Below are 25998 nucleotides of genomic sequence, written 5' to 3'. Positions count from 1 at the left end.
GCAACACTTGGCCGATGATCACCCTCGAAAAATAACAAACTACCTGATTTCTGCAAAGCCCAACCCGACACTTTTTGGCCCGAATTGTGCTGGGCGCGCAACTGTCCCCGTAAAGACTTGACAAAACTCAGTGCTTTTTACCCAGCAGGCATGGCTATAATCCGTGTCCCATCGCGACTCCCGCCCCACCGCTGCACGTTAATACCCCACTAATTCACCATGAAAACGAAGTTCATCCTGATTGGCGGCTTCCTCGGCGCCGGCAAAACAACCTTGGTGGGGCAGCTTGCCAAACGCTACACCGATGAGGGTAAATCCGTTGGAATCGTCACCAATGACCAAGCGGCGGACTTAGTCGACACGCACAATTTGCGATCACTCGGCTTCGAGGTCGGCGAAGTGGCCGGAGCGTGCTTTTGCTGCAGCTTCGATAATTTGGTGGAAACATGCGGCAAGCTCGGCGACGGTCAAATGCCCGAAATCCTGATTGCAGAGCCCGTCGGTAGCTGCACCGATCTCGTCGCTACCGTGATCCTGCCGCTGCAGCAGCTTCTGGGGGAACAGTTCGAGCTGGCTCCCTTTGGTGTTCTGCTGAAACCCTCACACGGGCAAAAAATCCTAGCGCCGCAAGAAGGCAGCCGTAGCGGGTTTTCACCCCAAGCGGAGTACATCTTCCAAAAGCAACTCGAAGAAGCGGACTACTTAATGATTGGTCGCGCCGATCAACTTTCCGGCGAAGCCGCTGACGCACTGCGAGATCGGCTGGGGCAAGTCGCTCCGGACGTGCCGGTCGTCCTGGTCAGCCCCAAAACTGGCACCGGAGTCGACGAAGTACTCGGATATATCGAATCTCCCATGATCGCCGGACGCCGACTGCTCGACATCGATTACGACACTTACGCGATCGGCGAAGCCGAACTGGGGTGGGTAAACCTGACCGCCGATGTGACCCCCGCCGGCGAATTGGATCTCGATGCGTTCGTTGGCGAATTGGTCGGCGATGTCGCTCGGTCGATCAGCGAATCATGTGATGGCCAGATCGCACACCTCAAAGCATCCATCATCGCTGATGACACCCAAGCCGTCGCCAACGTGGTCAGCAACGATTCACCGGTCGACATCGGCCTGGCGTCCGGCCGAACCATCACCACCCCAGTAAGAGTGATTATCAACGCGCGAGTAGCAATGGATCCGGATCAACTCGAAACAATCTGCACATCGAGCCTGAAGGCAATAGCCAGCAAACACAACGCTCAAGCGATTAGCCTAAGCGCTCATTCACTTCGCCCGGGCCGCCCCACACCAACACACCGTGTGACGACCTCTTAAAGACACACCCTTGCCGCATCTAGGCTCAAGAAAGCCAGGATCCCAAAGAGCCAAGATTCTGCGAAATCAGGATCCAAGACCCAGCGAAAACAGGATCCAAGACCCAGCGAAAACAGGATCCAAGACCCAGCGAAAACAGGATCCAAGATCCAGCGAAAACATGAATCTTGGATCTAACAAAACCCACGCTCGAGTAACGATCGACGCAAGAAAACACAGCTTCCTACGACGACACTGTTTTTGCATCGCCGGAGTCTTCAGCCTGCCGTATCTTGGCTTTCGGCGTTTCATTGACCGTCCCGGGCACCAACCAGGGGCCGGTAGAAGTCACTTGAATCAATCGCATCAGTTCATCATTGTCGATCACTTCAACCTCCAGCAATCGCTGGGTCACCGCTTCAAGAACGTTTCGACGTTGCTCTAAGATTTCACGGGTCTGCACCAGCGCGTCTTCAACGATGCGAGCTACCTCTTTGTCGATCAGCTTCGCCATCTCTTCGCTGTGCATCATCTGGTAGCCTTCACCGCCACCGCCAGCCAAAAAGGCGGAGCGGTTACTGCGTCGGAAGTTGATACGCCCCAAACGACTCATTCCATAATCCATCACCATGCTACGAGCAATCTCGGTACATCGCTCCAAGTCATTCTGAGCACCCGTACTGATGTCTTGGAATGTCATCTCTTCGGTCAGCGTTCCGGCTAACAATACTTTCATATTGCTTTCCAACTCGCTCTTGGTCATCAAGAATCGCTCGGACTCGGGACGCTGCATCGTGTATCCAAGCGCCGCCAAACCTCGCGGAATGATGCTGACCTTGTGAACGGGATCCGTATTGGGAAGTGCCGCAGCCACCAATGCGTGACCTGCTTCGTGATAGGCGACGCGAATTTTTTCTTCTTCGTTCATCACGCGGCTCTTCTTTTCGAGCCCCGCCGTCACTCGTTCGACCGCTTCATTAAACTCGTCGATCCCAACCGCCTTCTTTTCCGCTCTGGCCGCCAGCAGCGCGGCTTCGTTGACAAGGTTGGCAAGGTCCGCACCCACAAACCCAGGAGTGATCGAAGCGATCTCTTTCAAATTGACGTTTTCATCGAGCTTCACGTTCTTGACGTGAACCTTCAATATGTCTTCGCGGCCGCTGATATCGGGTCGATCAACCAATACGTGGCGGTCAAAACGTCCCGGACGAAGCAATGCCGGATCAAGCGTTTCGGGCCGGTTGGTCGCCGCCACCACAATCACGCCGCTGTTAGAATCGAAACCATCCATCTCGACTAACAACGCGTTCAGTGTTTGCTCGCGTTCATCGTGCCCACCCATCGACGATGCGCTACGACTCTTTCCTAGTGCATCCAATTCATCGATGAAGATGATACAGGGCGCGCGGCTCACAGCTTGCTGGAACATATCGCGAACACGAGCGGCACCCACGCCGACGTACATTTCGACAAAGTCACTACCGGAAAGACTAAAGAACGGAACGCCAGCTTCGCCCGCGATTGCTCTTGCGAGCAGGGTTTTGCCAGTTCCCGGAGGACCGACCAACAGAACTCCCTTGGGGATACGCCCGCCAAGCGATTGGTATTTTTCACTGTTCTTTAGGAAGTCAACAATCTCGTGAACCTCCTCGACGGCCTCATCAATCCCGGCTGCGTCTTCAAACGAAATCGCCAGCTCGTCCTGACTGTATAGCTTGCCGCGACTACGCGAGAACGACATCGGTGACCCCATGCCGCCGATTCGCCGCAGCATCATGATGCCCAAGAACACCAGAATGCCGATCATCAGAAGCTGGGGCCATTGTTCCCAGATTCGACTCGGACGAGCATTGTCCCACGTCACGCCCGAGGCGGTCAGCCGTTCGACCAGCTTGGCATGTTCAGCATCGTTATTGATGTCACGAATGGTTTCAAATCGCACTTCCTTCGGCTCGCTATCCGCGACGCCATTTTCGTTCCCCAGAGCACGAAAAACGATGTTCCCCGTGATCGACTCGTCAGAGACTTCAATGTCGCTCAGTTGGCTGTACTCGATCATCACGCTCGGATTCTTCGTCGACGGAACCAAAATCATCGGCTCTGAATCGCTGGCTTGCGAATCACTAGCTTCCGAAGTCGTCACTTGCGAAGCGTCGGGGGAATCACTCGACGTGGACCTGGCTTCAGCATCAGCAGCGGCGCCGGCGGCGGCGGCGTCACTGGTTGCCACCTTGTTGCTTGCCGCTTCTTTTTCCAGCAGCGCCATCAAATCGGGATAGCGCAGTCGCCGCGTGTTGTTGCCGTACAGATACGCACTAAAGATGACCGCCGAGACGATCAGTGCAAGAACCAACCAAACGTTTCCGCCAGGTCGGGGATCGTTGGAATTTCGCTGAGGATTGTCAGACATTCGCTATCAAGGTCTTGAGGAAACTGGGACCGGAGAACAGGACGATATTCAGTTTAGGGCCACGCTCTTGTTGTGGCTAATTTTCTGACCTCGTCAAGGAAAAGACTCCGCGGAAAAGCACATCCGAAGGAAAAGTGTCTCCGATTGAGATCTGGCATTTGGCCGAGTGAGCCAAAAAACGAGCGGACACTTAGTGTCGTTGCCAATCCTAGCGAGACCAGCCCTGGGGGCAACGGATACCCGCCTGAACAGTTCGTCGGAACGGAATGTAGCGGCAATGGTGATTATCCCGCTTGGCGATTCGGTTGCCCACGCCGGCTCCTCGTACTAATTAGCCGTACTAATTGCCCGTACTAATTGCCCGTACTAATTGCCCGTACTAATTGCCCGTACTAATTGCCCGTACTAATTGCCCAGGCCTGTTGCACTTACCGGGTCTAAGCAACAAGTTCACTCGCCGGGTTCACTCGCCGGTGAGCCGATTCAGATAGTTGTGCATCAGGTGAGACGGCAACCCCTTGCTTAGCTCTGCCCATATTTGGTCAACCACCTCGCCACTCATCGCCCCTTGTGCGGAGGCAACAATTCCCGAACCGACCACCGACGAGGCAGCCGACGACGATGACCCTGCTGCTGCCTTGGTCGCAACGCTTGCTATCACCCCGGCCGCAGTCACCAAAGCCGAACTGCCCACAACGACCTCACGCTGCACATGACCGTAGTCGTTGCTAAACAGACTCATCATTGGCAATTTAGGAACCAAATCACCCGCGTCGACATATCGGAAAATTCGGTCAGGAAACTCTCGCGCGAAAGCCTCCGCCGCGGCTGCATTGCCAATCATCGGGGCACCAAAGGTGACCACCTGATGAATCGGAATGAACTGTTGATGCATTCGCCAAGCGCAAAGCAATGCCAGGGCGCCGCCGAGTGAGTGACCAGTCACCCACACTGGCCGCTCCTTACGACCGAACGCTTCATCGACACGTGAGTAAAGCGGAATCCACAACTCATCGAGCGCTTGCATGAACCCTCGGTGAAAGCGAGCTCCCACACCCGCTGCAGCGAAATCGGTTCCGATTCGCCCCTCGGGAATCACCAGGAAGTTTCGAGCGTTGGTCAGCAGCCAGTCCTTGACTCCATCCAAAGTTGACGGTGTTTGCGACCCGCGAAACGCGATCACAATCGATTCGTCATTTTCACCCACGAATGCCTGCGTATTGTCAACGCTCACCAATTCGCCCGTCAAACCGAGCTGCTCCGCAAATGCAACTTTCGCAGCATCGGGGTCGAGGTAAACCAAGTCGCAGGCCGTCGCTAAATAGCGGGCATCTTCGCGAGAATGCTGGTCACGAAATCGCAAAATCACAGGCAATTGTTGGTCTAATGGTTCCCTTGGATCCCGCGAAAATCATCGGCCGCATGCCACATTTCCGGGGTTATTTCTTTATCATTAGTTATACACTGGAAGACAAAGCTCATCGCAAGGGTGGGGCTATCGCGTGGGCGGTACGATACGCGGGCCAAGCGTTAGACGAGTTGAACCGGGCAAAAGAAAACCTGGGGTGGCTAGGACATGAGTTGAACTGGCAGACGTGAGTTTTCAATCTCACTCGCCTGCTACCAACTCGCCCGTCTGACTCGCCCCTTACTGAACCTCTCGGCGGCATAAGTGCGTGGAGGCAAATCAATGAGCCATCCGAAAAGTCACGACGTGGTCCGGCATCAGCAATGCCGGCTTGTGGTCGTCCAAGACCAGACCCAACCCTGCCCGTACCTCGATGATGTCACCGCGCGAATGCCACTGCGATTACCAGTGGGAAATGTGACACCGGGTGCGATCGATGAAATGCTATCGCTTGGCTTTCGTCGCAGTGGTGACTTTGCCTATCGCACCGAATGCCCCACCTGTACCCAGTGCCATCCCACGCGAGTCAACGTGGCGAAGTTCGACTTAACGCGTTCAATGAAACGAGTGCTCAACCGAGGTGATCGCGAGCTGAAGTGCACGTGGCAGATGCCTGAGGTAGATTTCAAACGAGCCGACCTGTTCAATCTACATCGTCGCGAACGAAAACTGGGTAGCCCAGACGAAGTTGTCTCGCCGGAATCATACCGCTCGTTTCTGGTCGACAGTTTTTGCGAAACGCAGGAACTATCGTTATGGCTTTCCGACGAACTGATTTCTGTATCGATCGTGGACATCGGCGCATCGAGCATCTCGGCGGTTTATACGCATTTCAATCCTGACTATCACCGGTACAGTTTGGGCACCTACGCTATCTTGAAACAAATTGAGTGGGCTCGTCGCAACCAAAAGAACTTCGTCTACCTTGGCATGTACGTCGCTAACAACGCACACCTCAACTATAAGGCTCGCTTTATGCCGCAAGAGCGGCTTGTCGATGGTGAATGGATTGCCTTTGACCGCTGCGAGCGTGAACAAGAATAGCGAGGCGAAATCGAACGATTGCCTTCCGCAATTTGCAACAGTCCGCTGCTTTGTGGCTGTTTGGCTCCGTTAGAATGGCGATCTGCTTGATGGCTCGGTAGTTGCGGTGAGGTCAACGTGCGGTCTTGTAGGTTGCGGTGCTGCAGTGTGGTGTCCAATAGTGGGCAACCGATCGCGTCGACATAACCGATAAAGACGTTTGACTTTGTGATTGACCAGTCAAACGTTCCAACAGAAACGCCAGTCCGAACTTTTCTACTTTTCTTTAGGTGCTCACATGCTGCGAATTCTCACGACGCTATTGCTCATTGGCACCGGGCTGGTGGCGATCGCTGATGAACCGGTCACCGAGCATTTGCAACGCGGTGAGTTTGGCGCCGCCTTCGATCGAGCGATGCAGTTACCCACTGATGCCCGAGATGCGGCGCTTGCGGACATCGTCTTGGCCCAACGCGGTTTCGCTAATCCCGGTTCGGCAAGCAGTACGCTACGTGAGATCGAATCTTCGGAAGCCCGTTCGCAAGCTACCCGCAGCGTTCCCGCAATCAGCAGCAGCTCGGCAACCAATCGTGGAACAGGCGCAGCCGGTGGAAGCTCGTTTGCTGACTTCCAATCGCTGATTGACTTAATCCAAAATACAGTCGACCCCGAATCTTGGGATGCACTGGGCGGCCAGGGAACAATGCAAGAGTACCCGCAAGGCGTTTACGTCGACCCCAACGGGACGCTGCAAACCTGCGAGACATTAGCCGCGACGGACTCGATCAACAATTTGGCGACACTGCTCGCACGACCTCGCTCAGCTCAGCTTCAATCTGCTCTGGACATCTCAAGCGAACCGCGTGACTGGAAGAGCGCATCGAACCTGCGCTGTGTTTCATTGCGGCGACTGCGCGATGCCTGGGCCGATGCGATCATGCACGGCGGTGTTCCCGGCGAAGCACTCTCTCACTTGGCCGGCCTTTCAACAATTCAATATGTGGTCGTGCAAGAGAACGACATCTTGTTGTTGGGCAAGACCGCAGGGACGGAACTCCACCAAGGCTGGTTCCGCGATCACGACACGGGTTTGGCCGCGATCCGACTGGACATCCTGGCAACAACGATCTTGGCTGCTCGCCAGCAAACGCCGTTTGGCTGCACGATTGATCCCACGACGGAAGGCTTAAAAGCCGCTGCCGCGACGGCGGCGAAGGTTGCATCAAGAGAACTGCCCATTGGCAAAGCCGCCGACGCAATGATCGATGCGATCGGGATGCAAAATATCGAAGTCTTTGGCACCCCTGCGGATTCGCCGTTGGCCCTGATGATGGTCGAAGCCGATCGGCACATGAAACAACTTGCCCTCGGAGTTCATCCGATGCCGGGCGAAACGTCCAACTATCTTGAGATTGTTGACGAGTACATCGCCCAGGGCGTGCCCAACGACCTTCTGTTGCGACTGTGGTTTACGGCCAGTGCTCGCAGTGTCCGCACCGACAACGATCGCATCGTGTTTGAAATGACGGGAGTGCCAGTGAAGCTGTCGGGACAAAACGAACGGGCGGTGGCGGACGGAGCCCGAGGCAATCTGACGACCGACTTTCGCAGCGAAGCGTTCGTCAAACGCTTCAACCAAAACTGGAGCGACATTCGCGCGACTTACCCGATCTATGCGGGACTTGAATCCGTCTTCCAAGCATCAAGTGCCGCAGCGCTAGCCCATCAGTTTGCCAAGTCGCCACACCAACAAGCGTTGCTGGATTCTCTGGCATCCATGGCATCCTCATCGAGCCGATACACGCGAGTTCCTCAGCAAGTGGAAACGATCGCCGTGCTACACAACATCCGGCATCGAAGCCAACGACACCACATCGTGATGGCAAGCGGCGGCGTTGCGGTGAACCCTCGATTGACGCTCGCTCGCACCTTCCACGCCTACCCGTCGTTATCGAGCATGACTCGCGCCGATGAAGATCGCCCCAAACTGATTCACCGTTGGTGGTGGGACGTACGATAGCCAAGAACTAAGATGCCAGAGACTGTGAGACCATGAGACCGCGAGACCGCAAACGGAGACAACTGGAAGTCAGTTACCAGCGATAGATTAAAAGACGATCGCTTGCAACAGCGTCACTCACCGTCGTCATCTATCGTTTTGAGGTAGGCATCCGCGTCTATGATCAACGCCTCGATCTCTTTCTGGCTGTCGTAGTTTTCGACCGCGAAGTTCAACTCTTCCACGGGAACGTTGAGCTTTCGCCAACCAAATTTCCAGTCATAGACACCCGAGAAATTCTTGTACGTGTCGCCCACCTGCATTGTCCCCAACACATCTCCATACGCTGATCGAACAACATCGATTCCTTTCGTTTGAGTCCAGGTATAGAACTCGTCGGACAGCTTGCCCGACACCCCTCGATCTTCGAACAGGGACACGCAGCGGGTCGGCAAAAGTCGCTTACCATCGATCATCCATTTGGTCGTGTAAGCAACTTCACCAGCGTTGTATGAACGCGTCACCGATAAATCATGATCTTCAGACAAGTGCAATTTCGACTTGGGATGATGCATAAGAAAAGATGAAATGCGATCTTCCGGGCGTGGCGAGGCACTAAGGTACGAACCCGCGACCTTACTGAGACCAACTACCAGTGGATTTTCGATGCCACTACTTTGAAGATTGTCAATGTACGCCTTAGGGACCATTCGATTCACCGAATGGTCGTTGGGCGAGTATGACCAATAATCCCTGTCGTTGATTCCGTCGACGGACAGATGCCCTTTGCGCAACTCGTTTCCATCTGCCGTTACCTCAATCTCGGAATACTTGTTGACTCTTACGGACTGCTTGGATGACAGGTCGGCTCGGAACACGACCGTTCGCTCAACATCGACATCACGTCCATCGGGGTAAGACGCATGTTTCGTATAACGGGCTACTAGTTCATAATTCTTGATCGCGGCAACGTTCGCTCCCCAGCCTTCAAAGAAACTGCTTGCATCGCGAACGCTGATCTCGCCATTTGCATTTGGCGAACGGGGCTGACAAACGAACCAAGAAGTAAGGTTCCACGATTCTTTGCCAGCCAAAATTCGCCAACTCGCTTGCAACCTTTCCGATGTCAGTTCGCCCTCGGTGGATACGATTAGACCTTGGCCCAGTCGTGCAGAAACCCTCGCCACACCGTTGCCCAAATTGGTCACTTTCGTGGGAACACTTTTGCCTTGGTAAGTCAACTGGACCGCAACAGGGACTTCAACTGCGATGCCAGCATCTGCACTCGCTTCGGCATCAGCCCCCGCGCCTCGGACTCGGCAGATTCCGTTGATCAAGAAATTGCCATCCGCGTCTTCCGAAGCCTGCATGAACGTCGGCGAGATCGTTGCGCGGACGTCTCGTTGGACACTGACCCTGGCCTCTGCCGATAACTTCGAAGCCTGGTCGATCACCACGATGTCGCCCTCGACACCTTCTTTGGCGGGTGGCAGCTTGATTACGACCGTCCATGTATCGTCAATGAAGGCGACCTTTGCTGCTGACTCGATGGCTGGTTCAGTTGACTTAACGATAAAGTCAGGGTTTTCGAGTGTACACAGCAGCGGCATCTCGATCTCTACGGGACTCGACTGCGATGCCGAATGCAGTGCCACGGGTGGCTTGAACTTCAATAGGTTTGCAATCTCCATCACAAATTGCACTTGTGTGGAGACCTTGGGCCAACTCTTGTTCTCAGATGCGCATACGACGGAGGCGGAGGTCACAAAGAGAGTGTGCTGATTCCTCTCGGGAACTTGGATCTGAGCGGTCACTTCGAGATCATCACCCGAAAACCAATCAGCTTGAGCGATGCTCAGTTTCTTGCATCCACTTTGCAGATCCGTTCCGGCAACAACGACATCTAGCGAAGACTTATTTTGAAGCTTGAACGTGCAGGACAGCAAATCACCCGCGCTGACCTTTCCAAGATTGACCTTCGCGACCCAATAACTCGTCACGCGCTGAGACAATCCAACGCTTTCCGGGTCAACCGCTATGAGCTTTTTCTCAAGTGGCTCGTCCGCCAACACGGCCGGAAGCCAACAGGCGAATACAGACAATTCAAACCAAAACACGCGGTTCGCAGATACCATCGAAATCTCCCCAGCCTGAGCGTGACGAAGTAAGCACGCGTTAAGTTTAAGGGTCAGCGATTCAAACGCCTAGAAAATTCTTGAAGAACTATCAGCAGCTTGATTGCTATTCCGCCATGGCGGCGGCGAGCTGTTCGTAGGTCTTTCGGCTATCCATCTTGCTGCCTCGATTATCAAGCGCAATCTGATAAAGATGCTGACCACACTTGGTGGGATACTTTCCTGTGACGCAGGCCTGACACAGGTGATCTGCGGACAAACCAATGGCTCGAGATATTGCTTCAACAGGCAAGTATCGAAGCGAATCCGCGCCCAAATCATCAGCCAATCGCTGCTGAGATTCGTCGGTCAGCGTGCCGTGGTTGGAAAAGTACTTCGGCCCTATTAACTGATCAATCGAACTCATGTCGATGCCATAAAAACATGGCGCGATGATCGGCGGGCAAGCCACACGCACGTGAATTTCTCGCGCTCCACCGACTTCACGAATCCGATCCAACAACACGTTCATGGTGGTGCTGCGAACGATCGAATCTTCCACCAAGATCACACGTTTGCCCTCGAGCACTTCTCGAAGCGGCGTGTACTTGGTCGCGGCCTTAGCCTTACGATTGGATCCACCTTCGATAAAGGTCCGTCCGGCATAGCGGTTTCGGATCAAGCCTTCACGACAGGGAATCGCAAGCTGGAACGCCATCGAGTCTGCGGCCGCTTTACTAGTATCGGGTACCGGCACAATGATCGTATCGTTGGGATCGAGCGGAAACTTATTCATCTCGCGTTCCGCGCGAGCTAGCTCTTCACCCAACCGCGTGCGGCTGAGGTAAACGCTTTGATCGTCGAGCGTGCTGGCCACATTGGCGAAATAGATCCACTCAAAGAAACAATGCTTCGGCGTTTGCTCTTCCGCAAACCGTTCCATCCGAAACCCAGTTTCAGGATTGATGATGATCGCATGCCCGGGAGGCAACGATTTGATTTGGTCATCAGAAAATCCAAGATTCAACAGCGCCACACTTTCGCTGGCTGCCGCGAACAAGGGACCGTCGTTGACATAGCACATCGGTTTGATGCCAAGCGGATCTCGAGCGACGATCATTTCGCCTTCCGCGGTCAGAACCGCCATCGAATACGCTCCATCGAACTCGGCGGCGCTTTGACGTAGCACATCAATCCAATCCATCCGCGTTTTGGATTGGCTAAGCCGACGACCGAATTCATGCAGAATGATCTCGGTGTCCGTTCCCAACGTCAGGTGATGGTCACCGTCGGCGAGCAACCGCTCTTTCAAGATTTCGTAGTTGGTCAGTTGTCCGTTGAAACAAAAGCTGAACCATTTGCGTTTGTGAATGTGCCGGCGTTCGAACGGCTGCGCATAATTGCGATCATCTGCACCACAGGTCGCATACCGCACATGCCCTATCGCGGCACGACCGGCCAAGGACTTCATCAGCGATTCGGCCTTGGCTTTGTGGTTGAGACGAAAAACTTCGGTGACCGAGCCCACATCTTTGCGAGTGCGCAATAGTTGCGGTAAATCCGGATCGTAGGTCGTCATCCCGGCAGCGAGCTGGCCGCGGTTTTGTATATCTAAGAGCATTCGAGGCAATAGCCTTGAAATTTGCCGGGGGCCATCGTCGGTACACATCGGCGAACGGCCACGGCCGGACAGATGGTAGATAGCCGCGACACCACATTCGTGATGCAATTCGCTCATAGCGAAGGTTTTTCCTGGGGACGGAGATTAACCGAAAACAAATTTGACCGAGAGTCAGCGGGCTTCCCCGCACCTCGAATCCTACCGACAATGTCACTGCCGACGGTCACTAGAATACGCGACTTGCGGCGAATTGAAACCGTCCACTTTCTGTTCACTGACATTCATGAGCCATTCGTCGTCCCCTGACCCTAATCTTCCCGCTACACTCCGCGCCCAATGCCTAGCCGATACGCGATGCATCGTCGTCAAGGTCGGCACTCGGGTTCTAACCACGCCTGAAGGCAAGCTCAATCGCCAGCGAATTGACGAGCTTTCCGCCGGACTTTGTGAAATCGCCGATTCCGATCGTCAAACCATCATGGTTTCTAGTGGTGCGGTTGGCGCTGGAATGGGGAAATTGGGACTCGATCAACGCCCGCAGGGAATCGCTCAGTTGCAGGCCGTCGCCGCGGTCGGCCAAACCGAGTTGATTCAGGCCTACGAGAAATCACTGTTTCAACGAGGGCGACACGCGGCTCAGGTCCTGCTTACCGCAGCAGATTTGCGACGCCGCAGTGGTTATCTGCACGTACGAAACGCCCTGACACAAATCCACGCTTTCAACTCAATCGCCATCGTCAACGAGAATGATTGCGTTGCGGTTAGCGAACTGATGACGACCTTCGGTGACAACGATCGGCTGGCGGCTCAGGTTGCGGGTCTATTGTCCGACACCATGCTGATCATCTTGTCAGACATCGACGGTTTGTTTGATGGCCACCCCAGTGACCCCGGAAGCAAAAAACTGGATGTAGTCGAAGTAATCGACGAGAAAATTCTCGCGATGGCTCAATCTCACAACAGTTCCACCAGCAAAGGCGGCATGGCCAGCAAGTTGCAAGCTGCATCGATGGCCGTTTCCCATGGGCACCCCGCGATCATTGCACCGGGCAATGACCCACAAGTGCTGCAAAAAATCCTAGCCGGCGACCCCATCGGAACCCTGTTTTTGCCGGAAAAAGAACACTCAATCCGCGGCCGCAAACGTTGGATCGGTTCCTCGGCCCATGCTACCGGCACGCTGACCCTGGACGCCGGAGCCGTCAAGGCGCTGCTCCATAAAGGCAGCAGCCTGCTGGCGATCGGTATCACGAGCGTTAGTGGATCGTTCAGCCGAGGCGGTGTGGTCGCAATCCATGACCCCCACGGCAAGGAAATTGCTAAGGGACTTTGCAATTATCCCTCCAGCGAAGTTGAGAAGATCCTTGGTCGTCCCAGTGACCAGATCAGCGAGATCCTCGGTCACCGCTCGTACGAGTGCGTCATTCATCGTGACAACCTAGTGACAACCTAGAATCAGTGACGACCTAGAACACGAAGCTCAGCCGCGTCTAGCCAATCCGTGCTAAGCAAGACGCGGCCAACGGCCCGCGTGCGAGCAATCAGCATCGGCAGTCACACTGGGCAACTGCTGCGAATTAGATATCCAGGTTTCGCACATCGAGTGCGTGAGTTTCGATGAATTCGCGTCGCGGCTCGACCTTGTCGCCCATCAGCAAACGGAACATTTCGTCCGCGGCACCGGCATCGGTCAAGTTCACCCGCAGCAAGGTCCGATTAGCAGGATCGAGTGTCGTTTCACGAAGCTCTTCCGCGTTCATTTCACCAAGACCTTTGAAACGCGTCACTTGCAAACCTTTTTCACCCGCTGCTCGAACTTCAGGCAACAGAGCTCGCAGGTCTTCGAGCGGTCGACGAACGTCTTCGCCCCGCAGCAACTCGAATCTTGCCGTGGTGGATCCTGTTCGTTCGACAGGAATCAAATCGTCAATCGTGAATCCAAGCGTCTGCATCTCTTTCAAGCCGCTGTTGATCGTCTTGACTTCATGCAATTCGGTCAGGTGCGCCAAGTTTGCAGGCGGCTCGACCGGTGCCTTGGCAACCATTTCACCGCTTTCGTCTTCTTCCACTTCCTCGGTGTCGTACTCTAGCACCAAGCCTTTTTCGTTAAGGAACTTTTCGACGTCTTCTTGGTTGTTGAACCATTCCTCAATATTGCCATGGGTCAGCAACAGCGACGGCAATTTCTCGGCCACGGGATCAAACCGCTGGGCGTGAATCCGTAGACTGATGCCGCGTTGCTCAAGTGCGTTGATGGCGTCTTCCATCGTCGCAAGCGTCGTACAAAGTTGACGCATCTTTTCGCCTTCAACACGACGCCCGTCTTCGGCTTCAAAGACAGTGTCCTGCAAACCTCGATCGAGCAATTGAGACTTCATCTCGGCATCGCTTTGGATGTAATAGCGATTCTTTCCGTGCTGAACCCGAAACAACGGTGGCTGGGCAACGTAGACGTGCCCGCGTGCAACAAGCTCGTACATTTGTCGATAAAAGAAACAAAGCAGCAACGTGCGAATGTGCGAACCGTCAACGTCGGCGTCAGTCATGATGACGATTTTGTTGTAACGACGCTTGTTAAGATCCTGATCCATACCGATCCCTGTGCCGATGGCCTGGATCATGGATTGAACTTCGGTGTTCTCAAGCACCTTCGCTTCACGCGATTTGTAGGCGTTGATGATCTTACCACGCAGCGGCAAAATCGCCTGGAAATCACGCATTCGCCCACCTTCGGCCGATCCACCGGCCGAGTCACCTTCCACTAAGTACAGCTCACATTCATCGCGATTCTTGCTGATGCAATCTCGCAATTTACCTGGCAAACCGCCACCCGAAAGTGCGCTTTTTCGCTGCCGCATGAGGTCTTTGGCTTTGCGTGCTGCTTCACGAGCCTCGGCCGCTAACATGCCTTTGCGAACGATAGATTGAGCGACCTTGGGGTTCTCTTCCATGAACTTGGCAAGAGTTTCACCGACGCCGCTGTTGATGATGCCTTCGACATCGTTGTTGCCAAGTTTAGTCTTGGTTTGCCCTTCAAACTTCGGCTCTGGCACTCGAGCGCTAATCACGGCGGTGATGCCTTCGCGGAAATCGTCTCCCGAGGGAACCGTGTTCTTGAACAGGTTTTCTTTCTTGCCATAGTTGTTCAGCGTTCGCGTTAACGCCGAACGGAAACCCGACACGTGCGTGCCGCCTTCGGTTGTGTGAATGTTGTTCACGTAGGACTGAACGTTCTCGGTGTATTCGGTGCTGTACTGCATCGCGATGTCGTACTGCACGCCGTCTTTTTCGCCAACAATTTGAATGACGTCTGCGTGGAGCACATCCGAGGCGCGATTGAGGTGCTCGACGAATTCGACAAGCCCGCGTTCGTATTTGAAATCGCCCGATTCACCGTTCCGCTCGTCGAGGAACTTGATGTGAACGCCAGAGTTCAGGAAGGCGAGCTCCTGCAACCGTTTGTAAAGCGTGTCGTAGCTGTACTTAAGCGTGTCGAAGATCTGACCATCGGCCTTGAACGTGGTCTTGGTACCTTTCTTCTTCGTCGCTCGGCCCTTTTGAACAGGCCCCGTAGGAACACCGCGTTCGTATTCCTGAGTCCAGGTGAAGCCATCCCGAGACACTTCCACTTCCGCCCATTGGCTTAGGAAGTTCACGACCGTCACACCCACACCGTGTAGACCGCCGGACGTTTGATAAGCACCTTTCTTGAACTTGCCACCAAACTTCAGCATCGTCATCACACCTTCAAGGGTGGTGACTTCGCGACCAAGTTCCTCGGTCAGTTGCTCGTGAGGCGTGACGGGGATGCCCCGCCCATCGTCCTCAACGGTCACTGAACCGTCGGTGTGAACGACGACCGAAACGCTCTTGGCGAAGTCAGCCATCGCTTCGTCGATCGAGTTGTCGACGACTTCGTAAACAAGGTGGTGCAGGCCGCCCGAGGATGTATCGCCGATGTACATACTCGGTCGTGCACGGACGTGTTCGAGGTCCGACAGACGCTGCAAATCCTTGTCGGTGTACTCCGAATTGGCGGTGGGGCCTGTTTGCGTGGGGGTGTTTTCGTCAGCAGCCGGTGCAGGAGGAGCGTCGCTCATTAGGATTCGCAAAAAGACCAGGAAAACGGAACTTCACGCTTCGATGCGTGTAGGTTCCCATTGTACCGTTTTTTGCTTCCTAACGCGATTGGGCTATGACGAGGGGCAGCCTCAAAAACAAAGCAAAAAACAGCGATTTAGGACTTTTTCAGATACCGCTGGTAGGCAGCCACCGCAAGCACGTCACAGCGTTCATTTTCAACGTGCCCATCGTGACCCTTGACATGCTCGAAATGGATCTCGTGCTGACTCATCAAAGCGTCCAATCGCTTCCACAATTCGACATTCTTGACCGGTACGAGCTTGGATCCGTCTTTGCGTTTCCAGCCACGTGATTTCCAACCTGCCATCCAAGTCTTCATGCCCTGAAGTACGTAAGTACTATCTGCATACAGCGTGACGCTGCAGGGCTCACTGAGCGCTTCGAGCCCCTGAATGACCGCCATCAACTCCATTTTGTTGTTTGTCGACTCGGGTTCCCCGTCGCTTCGCTCAAGTTCTTTTCCGGTTTTGTCGCATCGTAAGATGAACGCCCATCCCCCCGGCCCCGGATTTCCACTGCAAGCGCCATCGGTATACAGACTGACTTTTTTCATGGGCGCTTTCAAATAGACGTCCCGTCGGGGCGTCGGCTAGGAGAGTGGGTTTAGCAGGTGAGTGAGATTAGCAGTCGCGTGAACCTAGGCACGCCCCCTAAAATGTAAAGCATCCAAGGGGGAATCCAACCATGCTACGCCTGACTCTGTTAACGCTGTCGTTCAGTGCTGCTTTTCTTTCGCCAGCTAGTGCACAATTAATCTTCCAAGAGTCCCAGCAACAAAGTACGGGTGACGCTTTCGCTGAATCCTCTTCGGTAGGAGGTTTCTTAAGAGGCGACAACTTCTTCTTCAACTTCCCCGGTGGCGGGCCGATGCTGCCTCCATTCGCTGGCGAAGCACTGGGTGGCGGCGGTGGCTTATCCGGCGGAGTTGGCTTTGCCGGTGGTGGTGTCTCGGGTGGACTGAACTTTAACTTCGCTCAAGGTTCAACTCGCAGTTTCGGTTCGACATCAGCGGGTGTGACCACGATGGATGGTTACCCCGGCAGCATCCAGTCCGGAACGGTCCGACCGTTCGTCACCAGCGTGACGCCGATCGTTTCGCAACTTCAACAACGTGCGGACGCGTTTGCCGCGATTGGGCGACAACAGCTTGCCGACTTGCGACAATCCCAAGCGAGCCTTGCGGACCGACGACTGCAATCCCATCTCAATCGTGCCATCAGTGCCGATAGCGATGGTGACTATCGAGTGGCGATCGCAAACTACAACCGAGCGATTGCTGCCAGTGGTGGATCGCTGCGATTCCAGCTCGAACAACGCGTCGAAACGCTGAAGAACTTGATTCGCGAGGAACGTATCCAGAAACGCCAATCCTCAGTCGCTAACAAGCCTCAGCCCGCGCTTGCCCCTGTACCAGAACCTGTACCAGAACCTGAACCTGAACCAGTCCCCGAGCAATAAGACGCCAAACAGAAACCCCACTTCTGAGTCCGCGCAGCAGCACACATTCCGCTACCGACCCATGACACTTTGCCTGCGGGCACCCAGCAACAAAGACGCTTCATGCCCGAAGGACATAAAACTCACTTCATCGCTCGGCAACATACGGGCATGCTTGCCGACCAGAAGCTTCAAGTCACCAGCCCCCAGGGACGATTTGCTGCCGACGCTAGAAAGGTATCGGGCAAAGTTCTTGATCGAGTCGAGGCGGTGGGCAAGCACATGTTCTACCACTTCGACAACAAGGCGATCGTGCAAGTCCACCTGGGTCGTTATGGCAAGTTCCGTGAATTACCCTCACCCCCGCCTTCGCCCGTGGGCCAAGTGCGAATGCGACTCAAAGGCGATTCCACGACGTTTGATTTGACCGGCCCCACCACGTGCCGGGTGATCGACGGTGACATGCGCGACGAAATTGTTGCCAAGCTCGGCCCGGATCCGCTGGCCGGTGGAAAAAAGTCCGATGTCTGGGCAGCGTTTCACAAAAGCAACAAACCGATTGGTGGATTGCTGCTCGACCAATCCGTAGTGGCCGGCGTCGGAAACATCTTTCGCGCCGAAGTGTTATTTGAAACGAGGCTCGACCCTGAAATCGTTGGCCGTGATCTTTCTCAATCATCGTTTGATGAGCTGTGGCGATCACTCACAAAAATGATGAAGACGGGTTTGAAGTACGGAAAAATCATTAGCGTCACCGCCAAAGAAGCCGGCATGCCTTTAGCAAAGATCGACGGCAAAGATCGCTTTCGAGTCTACGGCAAGAAGTCATGCCCTCGATGTAACTCGGCGATCCAAACCGTCGAGGTTGCCGCAAGGAAGCTGTACGTTTGCCAAAGCTGCCAACGCAAGAAATCCTAGGCAACGATGTCGCTCGGCTTGTTTCAGGCAGCTTTTCTCGGATACGCTTTGTCTTTACGGAGTCCTTTCTCACGCCGGCCCTACGCATGATGCAACCGATTGAAGCGGCGATTGTTTATCCTCACGCGAGGTTGCCACGTTGACGCGGTTTGCCCTCGAACCGATCTACGGGTCTTTGGCTCTTGCGATTGCATTGGTGGTCGTGACCGTCGCCGTGGTCTTGCTCGTCACGCCGCCCACGCCGGATAAAAACCGTCGTCGGACACTGATGACCCTGCGGTTGGTCGCTGCGGGAGTTCTCATTGTCGCCTGCTTTCGACCGGCCTTGGTTACGACGGACAATCGACCTGCCGACGCGGCGTTGATCGTCGCCCTAGATGTCTCTCAAAGCATGACACTTCCCGATGGGGAAGGCGGTGTTCGCTTTAAGACTCAATCGAAGGCGGCTGAACAATTAACCTCTGGAATCAAAAAGCTTGACGAATCGCTGTCGCTTCGATTGCTGACATACGCTGGTGAATCCAAATTGGTCGGTGGTTCAGAGAGCGGCGAATCAAAGTTCGCATCAGCAGGAAGCGATTCCGAGTTGCTTCAATCACTCGTCGCCGATGGCTCGTCAACTGATTTGGACCAAGCCATCGTCGCCGCGATCGCGGCCGCCCAAGGCCAACCCATCGCGGGTGTCGTGATGATGGGCGACGGAACGCAAACGGCTCCCGTTTCAGGTAGCGGAGCCGCACGCGGCGCAAAAACGCTTGATTCGCTTGGAGTTCCACTTTGGACAATCCCGATCGGACCAGCCGCAAGCGAGAATGCTTCGCGAGACGTGGCAATCGACGCGCTCAACGATAGCTTTCAGATGTTCGCCGGCAACCAAATCCAGATTGACTTCCAAGTTCGCACACGAGGCTTGGCGGGCATCGATGTCCCGATACGAGTGTCTTGGATGGATGAACAAGGCAACTTGGACGAGGTTGCCACTCGACAAGCAAGATCCGACCGCGCCACTGACTTGCTTTCGATGAGCATTCCCGTCATGGCCCCTGAGCCTGGGACCTATCGCTTGATCGTGCAAGCGGATCCGCAAGACGGAGAGAACGTAACCACCAACAATCGCCAAATTGCCTTCGTCGATGTTCGCGAAGGTGGTGGTCGCGTTCTTTACATTGAGGGTTCGCTTCGCCAGGAATATGCTTTCTTGAGACGATCGCTGCGACGATTTCCCGACCTCGACCTGACCGCTCGTTGGATTCCTGAAGACACTCGATCCGCTTGGCCCGTAGACCTGCAAGATTTTTTCAAACCTGGCCGATTTGATGTCTACATCATTGGCGACCTTGACGCGTCCGCGATCAGCACCCAGCAATGGACGGAGCTGGCGAAATCGGTAGAAGCGGGTGCGGGCTTAGTAACGCTAGGTGGTTTTCATACGTACGACGTGGGCGGTTACGCCGATTCACCGCTCGCCGCAGTGCTTCCGATCGAGATGGATGCTGCACGGCGTCGAGCGTTCTCGGCCGACGTTGACCCCGAGACGCAAATCGAAGGCGCCGTCCAGATACGGCTCGCCCGTTCACACCCTATCACCGATCTCGGTGGCTCCACTCCGGCGGAAACTTGGCAAACGCTGCCGCCGCAACTGGGTGCCAACCGATGGATCGGCGCCAAGGTTGCCGCTGGAGTCGATACGCTGCTGCAGACTTCCAATGAAGAACCATTGATGGTTGTCGGCGGGTATGGCCGCGGCCGCGTTGCCTCGATCGCTTTCGATTCGACATGGCGTTGGTGGCGAGCCGGGCGGTCAGAAGCTCATCGTCGATTCTGGCGACAAGTGATGTTGTGGTTACTTTCGCGAGATGAATCCGGTGGCGACAAAATCTTACTGCAGCTTGATTCGCGGCGATTCACTGGCGATGCGGCGCCGCAATTCAATGCGTCAATTGAGTCGCTGGGTGCCGACCAGCAAGACATCGAACTCGTGGCTGAAGTGATCGCGAGCGAAGCGGACCAGGAACCTCAACCGATCGCATCAACACGAATCGCTCGAGGTGAATCGTCAGGGATGGCGATTTCAGGTGAAGTTCCTGAATTGCCACCGGGCATCTACAAACTGAGAGTTCGGACCCGATCAGCGAGAAACGACATCGAGGCGGCCGAGTTGGCGTTCCAGGTGATCGACCAAAGTCTCGAACTGACGCGTCCCATGGCGGACCCGGTGTTTCTGAATCAACTTGCCAATCAAACCGTCGACCAAGGTGGGCGATCCTTTTCGCCAAGTGAAATCGACGAATTGCTCGAAACGATCCAGGCTCGCCGAAAAAAGGCCGAAACGCCAATGGTGAACAAAGCTCGGCTCGGCGATGGCCCTCGCACTGGGTGGCCTTTGTTCATCATTTTTGCCGCTGCGCTTTCCACGGAGTGGTTTCTGCGACGACGATGGAACTTGGCCTAGCAGCGACGAAGTGGCTGGAAAGACCGCTGGAAGCTGCTGAGAATTAGCCGAGATTCCCCAACTCCCTCTTGCGTGGCACCCACTTTCGCTATGATTCGGGAATTCAAGACCTCAAGTGCCGGATTTTTGTTCGTCGCTGCTGAAACTCACCAACTCTTTGAAACTTCCACAGAGACCCGAACTGATGTCCGACGATACCAACGCGTTCCTAAATGCGATTGCCGAGAAAGACCCCGCCAAGATCCGTGAACTGATGGCGAAGGCTGAATTCGTTCTGATCAGCATGTCCGACGGAAATGAGGACGAAGATGATGATGGCGGCGGAGCACTGACCGCCGAAATCGACGGCCACGAGGCACTCGTGATCTTCACCAGCGAAGAACTTGCTGGTCAGTTTGTCAACGAGCAAGAAGACCTGTTCGAAGACACCGAAGAAGTCGAAGGGCTTGTCGTTGAAGGCGAAGCTCTGCTGGAATACTTGCCGGAAGGGTTCGGCATGCTGATCGACCCAGAATTTGAATCATCAGAGATGATCGAACCGGAACTGGCCGCCTTGATCGTTGCAGCCCAGGGTTAGATCTCGATTGCACCTTCGCGAATCTGTTTTGCACGAACGCGAATTTGGTGAAGCTCTTTTTTATCTTTCCGCTCAACATGCTTGAGCTGCATTGCCATGCGATTGTTCTTCTTAAAACGATCGTAGTGTCGATCGAGAAAGTCCCAGTACAAAGTCGTGAACGGGCAAGCGTCCTCGCCCGTCGCTTCCCCCGGTTTATACGGGCACGACTTGCAGTAATTGCTCATTCGATTGATGTAGTTCCCCGACGCGCAATACGGTTTCGTCGCCATCACCCCACCGTCACCATGCTGGCTCATTCCCAGCGCGTTGGGCAGCGAAACCCAGTCAATGGCGTCGGCATACATGGCCATGTGCCAATCGTTGAACTTGCTCGGATGCACGCCGTAGAGTTGCGCGAACAATCCCAACACCATCAAACGTTGGATATGGTGCGCGTAAGCGGTCTCAATTAACAACCGCATCGAATCGGCAACGCAAGCCATTTTGGTTTCACCATCCCAGAAGAATGATGGCACGTCCTGTGATTCATCGCACTGCAAGGCGTTCTTCTCGCCGTATTCAGGCATGCGAGTCCAATACATTCCTCGTACGTACTCTCGCCAGCCCAGAATCTGCCGGATGAAACCTTCGACCGAATTCAAGGGTGCCTGATCTTCTTTGTACGCGACGATTGCCGCATCAACGACTTCGCGAGGACTCAGCAAGTGAAGGTTGATCGCATTGGACAGACGCGAATGGTAGAGGAACTTCTGCTCGGACCACATCGCGTCTTGGTACGTCCCAAACTCCGACAAACGATGCGAGACGAAATCGTCGAGATAGGCCAATGCCTGATCGCGGTTGACCGGTAAATCAAAGCCATCACACTTGCCTGGGTGATCGGCGAATCGCGAGTTCACCATTTCGATCACCTCTTCGGTAATCTTGTCTCGTCGAAATGAAGGCAACGATGGAACATCTTTCGGACCACCTTTGCCAAACTTGCCACGATTTTCCGAATCGTAATTCCAATCACCACCCTCGGGTTTGCCATCGGCGTCGACGAGCACATCATGTTCCTTACGCATCGTGCGATAGAACTGCTCCAACACCATCGACTTTCGCCCGTCGGCCCAATCCGCAAACTGCTCAATGGAACAAAAGAACGAACGATCATCGCGTTTGTCGAATTTCACCTTCTGCTCGTCGACAACTGACCGAATAGATTCTTCGACGCGGTAATCACCCGGCTGGACCATTACGACGCGTTCGATCGGGTGTGATTCAAGCGTTTCCCGTAGCAAACTGGCAAAACTGCTGGTCCTTGCTTTGCGGCCATCTTTGGGAAGCTCGTGGTAAATGACTTCCTTGCCAGACTCTTTCAGTTCGTCTCGGAAGTGACGCATCGGAGCGAAGAAAGCCACCAACCGAAACTTGTGGCACCAAACGTGAGTTGCCTCTTCTTGATTCTCCGCCATCCAAACTCGGTCGCACGATGCATCGAAATCATCGAATGCCGACGAATCGTGATTGAGCTGGTCCCCCAAAACAACGATCAAATTGCGTATTCTCGTCATCGACTATCCTTCCACCTGCCTCGCCAAGTTATGCTGTTTTGTGACTGACCTACCAAGTCACCGAGACGCAGCCCCGATCACTGATTACTGATCACTGATTACCGATCAACACGGCCCGCTTCTGCAGTGACCACTCCTACCTTACCCGTCATGCCCGATCAATCGCGGCTCGGACCATTGCGACTTAGTGATTGCGACTGGTTAGCGACGTCAGCCCACCCCAAACACCCTAGGAGATTGCCAAGGTGCCCCCACTTCGAACACGACTGTTCCTTTCATTTTGCCTGATCGTTGCTACTGCCTTCCCGGTGGATGCAGAGACCTACAAATCGCTGCCACCGGCAGGTATCGAGATTGATGCCAGCGACAAACGAGATCTCGAGGCTCGCATTACTGCCATCCGCAACTCCTATCAACGAGCAGGTCGCAAGACCGACGTGGACGTCAATCAATGGCAACCTCACGTGGACGCACTCGTCCGCGCCGTGGATTTAGCAATCAAACAGAATGGCTTTTTCCATGAAAAAGATGTCGCCCGGGCGAATTCATTGCTTGATGAAGCCGAACGTCGGATCAAGACAATATCCCGCGCCAAAAACAAGCTCACTTGGTTGGGACTTGAATCGAAACCGCTCGATAAGCCTCAGTTAGTCGTTGGCGGCTTTCGGTCGCAGATCGACCATTCGGTTCAGCCCTTCGGACTTGTGATCCCCGCCAATTTCGATTTGGCAAAAACGTACCGAGTCGACGTGTGGCTGCATGGACGAGGCGACAATAAAACAGAGATCGCTTTTCTAGATGAACGCAGCAACAAGATCGGCGAGTACGCACCTGAAGACACCATCGTGTTGCATCCCTTCGGTCGCCACTGCAATGCATTTAAGTTTGCCGGTGAAACCGATGTTTACGAATCGCTGGATGCCCTGCGTCAGCTCGCCTCGGTAGACGATGATCGAGTTGCGCTTCGTGGCTTTTCCATGGGAGGCGCCGGAGTTTGGCATATCGCAGCTCATGACCCGACGCGTTGGTTTGCGGTGAACCCTGGTGCTGGTTTCGTTGACACGATCGTCTATCAAAACTGGGGTCAAAAGACTCCTTATCCGATTTCGGAAGTTGGCAAGAAGCTTCTGCGAATCTACGACGTGCTGCCTTGGGCATCGAATCTGCAAAACACCCACGTGGTTGCTTACAGTGGTGAAGTCGATAAGCAGCGACAAGCCGCAGAACGAGTGACGCAATCGTTGTCCCAACAGTCCATCAAGTTCGAACACATTATTGGCGAAGGGATGGCCCACAAGATTGACGAGCCGTCGAAGAAGAAGATCAATGACCTTCTTCAAACCTACGCAAACGAGGCTGAACCGGCGCGAGACATTCATTTCGTCACCCATCACTTGCGATACAACGACGCGGGTTGGGTATCGGTTGAAGGATTAAAACAGCACTATGAACCGGGGACCGTCATCGGTTCCGTCAACGCAAGAGGTGACGTTCGTCTTCAAACCGACGGCGTGACAGCGATACAACTGCTGGTCGCCCCGATGAAAATTTCCCAGTCCGACAATCTGAATGTGACCATCGATGGGCAAACCCTCGATCCTTGGCTGATCTCGGATAAGCAGTCGCTCGATCTGTCATTGGCTGACGACGGCCAATGGAAAGCGGGACCACTAGCCACGGGTCCGCTTCGCAAACGACCTGGGATGCAAGGGCCCATCGACGACGCCTTCTGCAGCCGTTTCCTATTCGTGATCCCCAGCCGACCGGCCTCGCACGGAACCGCTCAACGCTTCATAGACCGCGAAATGAAGTACGCTGGGCAACGTTGGAAAACTTTGATGCGAGGTGACATTCATTGGGTCAAAGATACGGACGTCACGCAGGAACAGATTCGAAGCTGTAATCTCATTTGCTTTGGTGATTTCACCAGCAATCAATACCTTGCGAAAGTTGCATCTGAGCTGCCGATCCATTGGACCAAAGACAAGCTTTCCGTTGGCAATCAAAGTTTTGATCCGACCACGAGTGTGGCAGCATTCTGTTACCCCAATCCAGAAAACCCTGAGCGCTACGTGGTTGCGAACTCCGGCATGACGTTTCGCGATTTTTCGAACGTTAGTAATTCAAGACAAATCGCAATGCTTGGCGATTGGGCCATTTTCGACGCCGACAGCACCGAGAACGGAATTTTTGCGGGCGACATTCTGGCCGAAGGACTTTTTGACGAAACCTGGAACATTTCATCTGAGGAAAACTAATGATTCACTTACTAAACCATCGAACACGCTTGCTTATGAACCTACGACTACTCGCGATGGTTTCGCTTGCTTGGTTGCCCGCTGTCCCCACCTTGGCCGATGACATCGATAGCGTTGGTGAAACGGTTGTTCTGTTTGACGGCGATTCGCTTGATGGATGGGTTGGCAACGAAAAACTATGGACCGTCGAGGACGGCCAGATCGTGGGACGCACCAATGACAGCGATCCAATTGAGAAGAACACGTTTTTGGTTTACAGCGGCAAGGAATTCGGAAACTTCGAATTGACGCTACGATTCAAAATCGAATCGGGCAATTCGGGCGTTCAGTACCGAAGCACTCTGGTCGATGAAGACAAATTTGTGGTTCAGGGTTATCAGGCGGATATAGACTTCGCAAACACATTCGCCGGAATTTTGTACGAGGAAGGGCGCCGCGGAATCCTAGCCAAGCGGGGCGAAAGAGTGACGATTGACGACGACGGCGAAAAGCTGACCAAACGAATGGGGGACGCTCAGGCTCTCGGAAACGGCATCCACCCGGGGCAATGGAATGACTTTCGAATTGTCGCCAAGGCGAATCACCTGCAACACTACATCAACGAAACGTTGACCGCCGAGGTAATCGACGGACAGACGGATACTGCCGCCAAAAGCGGTGTAATCGCGTTGCAACTCCATCGTGGTCCAGCAATGACTGTACGATTCAAAGATATTTCGCTGCGGCCAATTCAGTAGCGAATTCGCAATCCAGTGAAGTCCAACGGTCGGT

17 protein-coding genes are annotated in these 25998 nt (G+C 54.3%); 10 read left to right on the top strand and 7 right to left on the bottom strand.

Annotation, left to right across the window (positions count from 1 at the left end):
* Positions 1 to 219 precede the first annotated feature (219 nt).
* Positions 220 to 1329 (top strand): GTP-binding protein, encoded by a 1110-nt coding sequence (locus Pla22_RS09915; protein ID WP_146514470.1) that lies wholly within the window; start codon positions 220 to 222, stop codon positions 1327 to 1329.
* Between the two features lie 223 nt (positions 1330 to 1552).
* Here Pla22_RS09915 and ftsH read toward each other — a convergent pair whose 3' ends face one another.
* Positions 1553 to 3718 carry an ATP-dependent zinc metalloprotease FtsH gene (gene ftsH / locus Pla22_RS09910; protein ID WP_146514469.1) on the bottom strand — a complete coding sequence of 722 codons (2166 nt, stop codon included), beginning with the start codon at positions 3716 to 3718 and terminating at the stop codon, positions 1553 to 1555.
* A gap of 463 nt (positions 3719 to 4181) precedes the next feature.
* A complete protein-coding gene (locus Pla22_RS09905) occupies positions 4182 to 5087 on the bottom strand; it encodes a lipase family protein (protein WP_146514468.1) in 906 nt (301 codons plus the stop codon).
* A 321-nt stretch (positions 5088 to 5408) separates the two neighbouring features.
* Between Pla22_RS09905 and Pla22_RS09900 the strand changes: the two genes are divergently transcribed.
* Together Pla22_RS09900 and Pla22_RS09895 are read left to right on the top strand one after the other, a co-directional pair.
* Entirely contained in the window at positions 5409 to 6170 is a 762-nt protein-coding gene (locus tag Pla22_RS09900; RefSeq protein ID WP_146514467.1) for an arginyltransferase, read from the top strand.
* Between the two features lie 277 nt (positions 6171 to 6447).
* Positions 6448 to 8169 (top strand): DUF1598 domain-containing protein, encoded by a 1722-nt coding sequence (locus tag Pla22_RS09895; protein WP_146514466.1) that lies wholly within the window; start codon positions 6448 to 6450, stop codon positions 8167 to 8169.
* A gap of 113 nt (positions 8170 to 8282) precedes the next feature.
* On the opposite strand, the gene Pla22_RS09890 is transcribed toward Pla22_RS09895, so the two are convergent.
* On the bottom strand, positions 8283 to 10283 hold the full coding sequence (locus Pla22_RS09890; protein WP_146514465.1) for a DUF1573 domain-containing protein: 2001 nt from the start codon (positions 10281 to 10283) through the stop codon (positions 8283 to 8285).
* Positions 10284 to 10389: 106 nt separating this feature from the next.
* Positions 10390 to 12000, bottom strand: a complete 1611-nt coding sequence (locus Pla22_RS09885) for an amidophosphoribosyltransferase (RefSeq protein ID WP_146514464.1) — start codon at positions 11998 to 12000, stop codon at positions 10390 to 10392.
* 166 nt (positions 12001 to 12166) lie between these two features.
* On the opposite strand from Pla22_RS09885, the gene proB reads away from it, so the two are divergent.
* Positions 12167 to 13336 carry a glutamate 5-kinase gene (proB, locus tag Pla22_RS09880; protein WP_146514463.1) on the top strand — a complete coding sequence of 390 codons (1170 nt, stop codon included), beginning with the start codon at positions 12167 to 12169 and terminating at the stop codon, positions 13334 to 13336.
* Between the two features lie 124 nt (positions 13337 to 13460).
* Here proB and Pla22_RS09875 read toward each other — a convergent pair whose 3' ends face one another.
* The gene (locus Pla22_RS09875) at positions 13461 to 15983 is read right to left on the bottom strand and encodes a DNA gyrase subunit B (protein WP_146514462.1); all 2523 of its coding nucleotides are present in this window, start codon (positions 15981 to 15983) and stop codon (positions 13461 to 13463) included.
* A 137-nt stretch (positions 15984 to 16120) separates the two neighbouring features.
* Entirely contained in the window at positions 16121 to 16579 is a 459-nt protein-coding gene (gene rnhA / locus Pla22_RS09870; protein ID WP_146514461.1) for a ribonuclease HI, read from the bottom strand.
* 131 nt (positions 16580 to 16710) lie between these two features.
* Between rnhA and Pla22_RS09865 the strand changes: the two genes are divergently transcribed.
* The 4 genes from Pla22_RS09865 (at position 16711) to Pla22_RS09850 (ending at position 21410) form a co-directional block, all read left to right on the top strand.
* Positions 16711 to 17484, top strand: a complete 774-nt coding sequence (locus Pla22_RS09865) for a tetratricopeptide repeat protein (protein WP_146514460.1) — start codon at positions 16711 to 16713, stop codon at positions 17482 to 17484.
* A 102-nt stretch (positions 17485 to 17586) separates the two neighbouring features.
* On the top strand, positions 17587 to 18381 hold the full coding sequence (locus tag Pla22_RS09860; protein ID WP_146514459.1) for an Fpg/Nei family DNA glycosylase: 795 nt from the start codon (positions 17587 to 17589) through the stop codon (positions 18379 to 18381).
* A gap of 139 nt (positions 18382 to 18520) precedes the next feature.
* Positions 18521 to 20833 carry a glutamine amidotransferase gene (locus Pla22_RS09855; protein ID WP_146514458.1) on the top strand — a complete coding sequence of 771 codons (2313 nt, stop codon included), beginning with the start codon at positions 18521 to 18523 and terminating at the stop codon, positions 20831 to 20833.
* Between the two features lie 184 nt (positions 20834 to 21017).
* A complete protein-coding gene (locus tag Pla22_RS09850; RefSeq protein WP_146514457.1) occupies positions 21018 to 21410 on the top strand; it encodes an SseB family protein in 393 nt (130 codons plus the stop codon).
* On the opposite strand, the gene Pla22_RS09845 is transcribed toward Pla22_RS09850, so the two are convergent.
* Positions 21407 to 22969, bottom strand: a complete 1563-nt coding sequence (locus Pla22_RS09845) for a cryptochrome/photolyase family protein (RefSeq protein ID WP_146514456.1) — start codon at positions 22967 to 22969, stop codon at positions 21407 to 21409. The genes Pla22_RS09850 and Pla22_RS09845 overlap by 4 nt on opposite strands.
* Before the next feature lie 245 nt (positions 22970 to 23214).
* Between Pla22_RS09845 and Pla22_RS09840 the strand changes: the two genes are divergently transcribed.
* Both Pla22_RS09840 and Pla22_RS09835 read left to right on the top strand, forming a co-directional pair.
* Positions 23215 to 25227: a prolyl oligopeptidase family serine peptidase gene (locus tag Pla22_RS09840; RefSeq protein WP_165440585.1), complete on the top strand. Its 2013-nt coding sequence runs from the start codon at positions 23215 to 23217 to the stop codon at positions 25225 to 25227.
* Positions 25227 to 25964, top strand: a complete 738-nt coding sequence (locus Pla22_RS09835) for a 3-keto-disaccharide hydrolase (protein WP_242631909.1) — start codon at positions 25227 to 25229, stop codon at positions 25962 to 25964. The genes Pla22_RS09840 and Pla22_RS09835 overlap by 1 nt, the downstream gene beginning before the upstream one ends.
* Positions 25965 to 25998 lie beyond the last annotated feature (34 nt).

This window comes from Rubripirellula amarantea, from assembly GCF_007859865.1.
GTDB classification, from domain to species: Bacteria; Planctomycetota; Planctomycetia; order Pirellulales; family Pirellulaceae; genus Rubripirellula; species Rubripirellula amarantea.
Note: the sequence above shows the minus strand (reverse complement) of the source record. Positions and strands in the feature narration are given on the sequence as shown.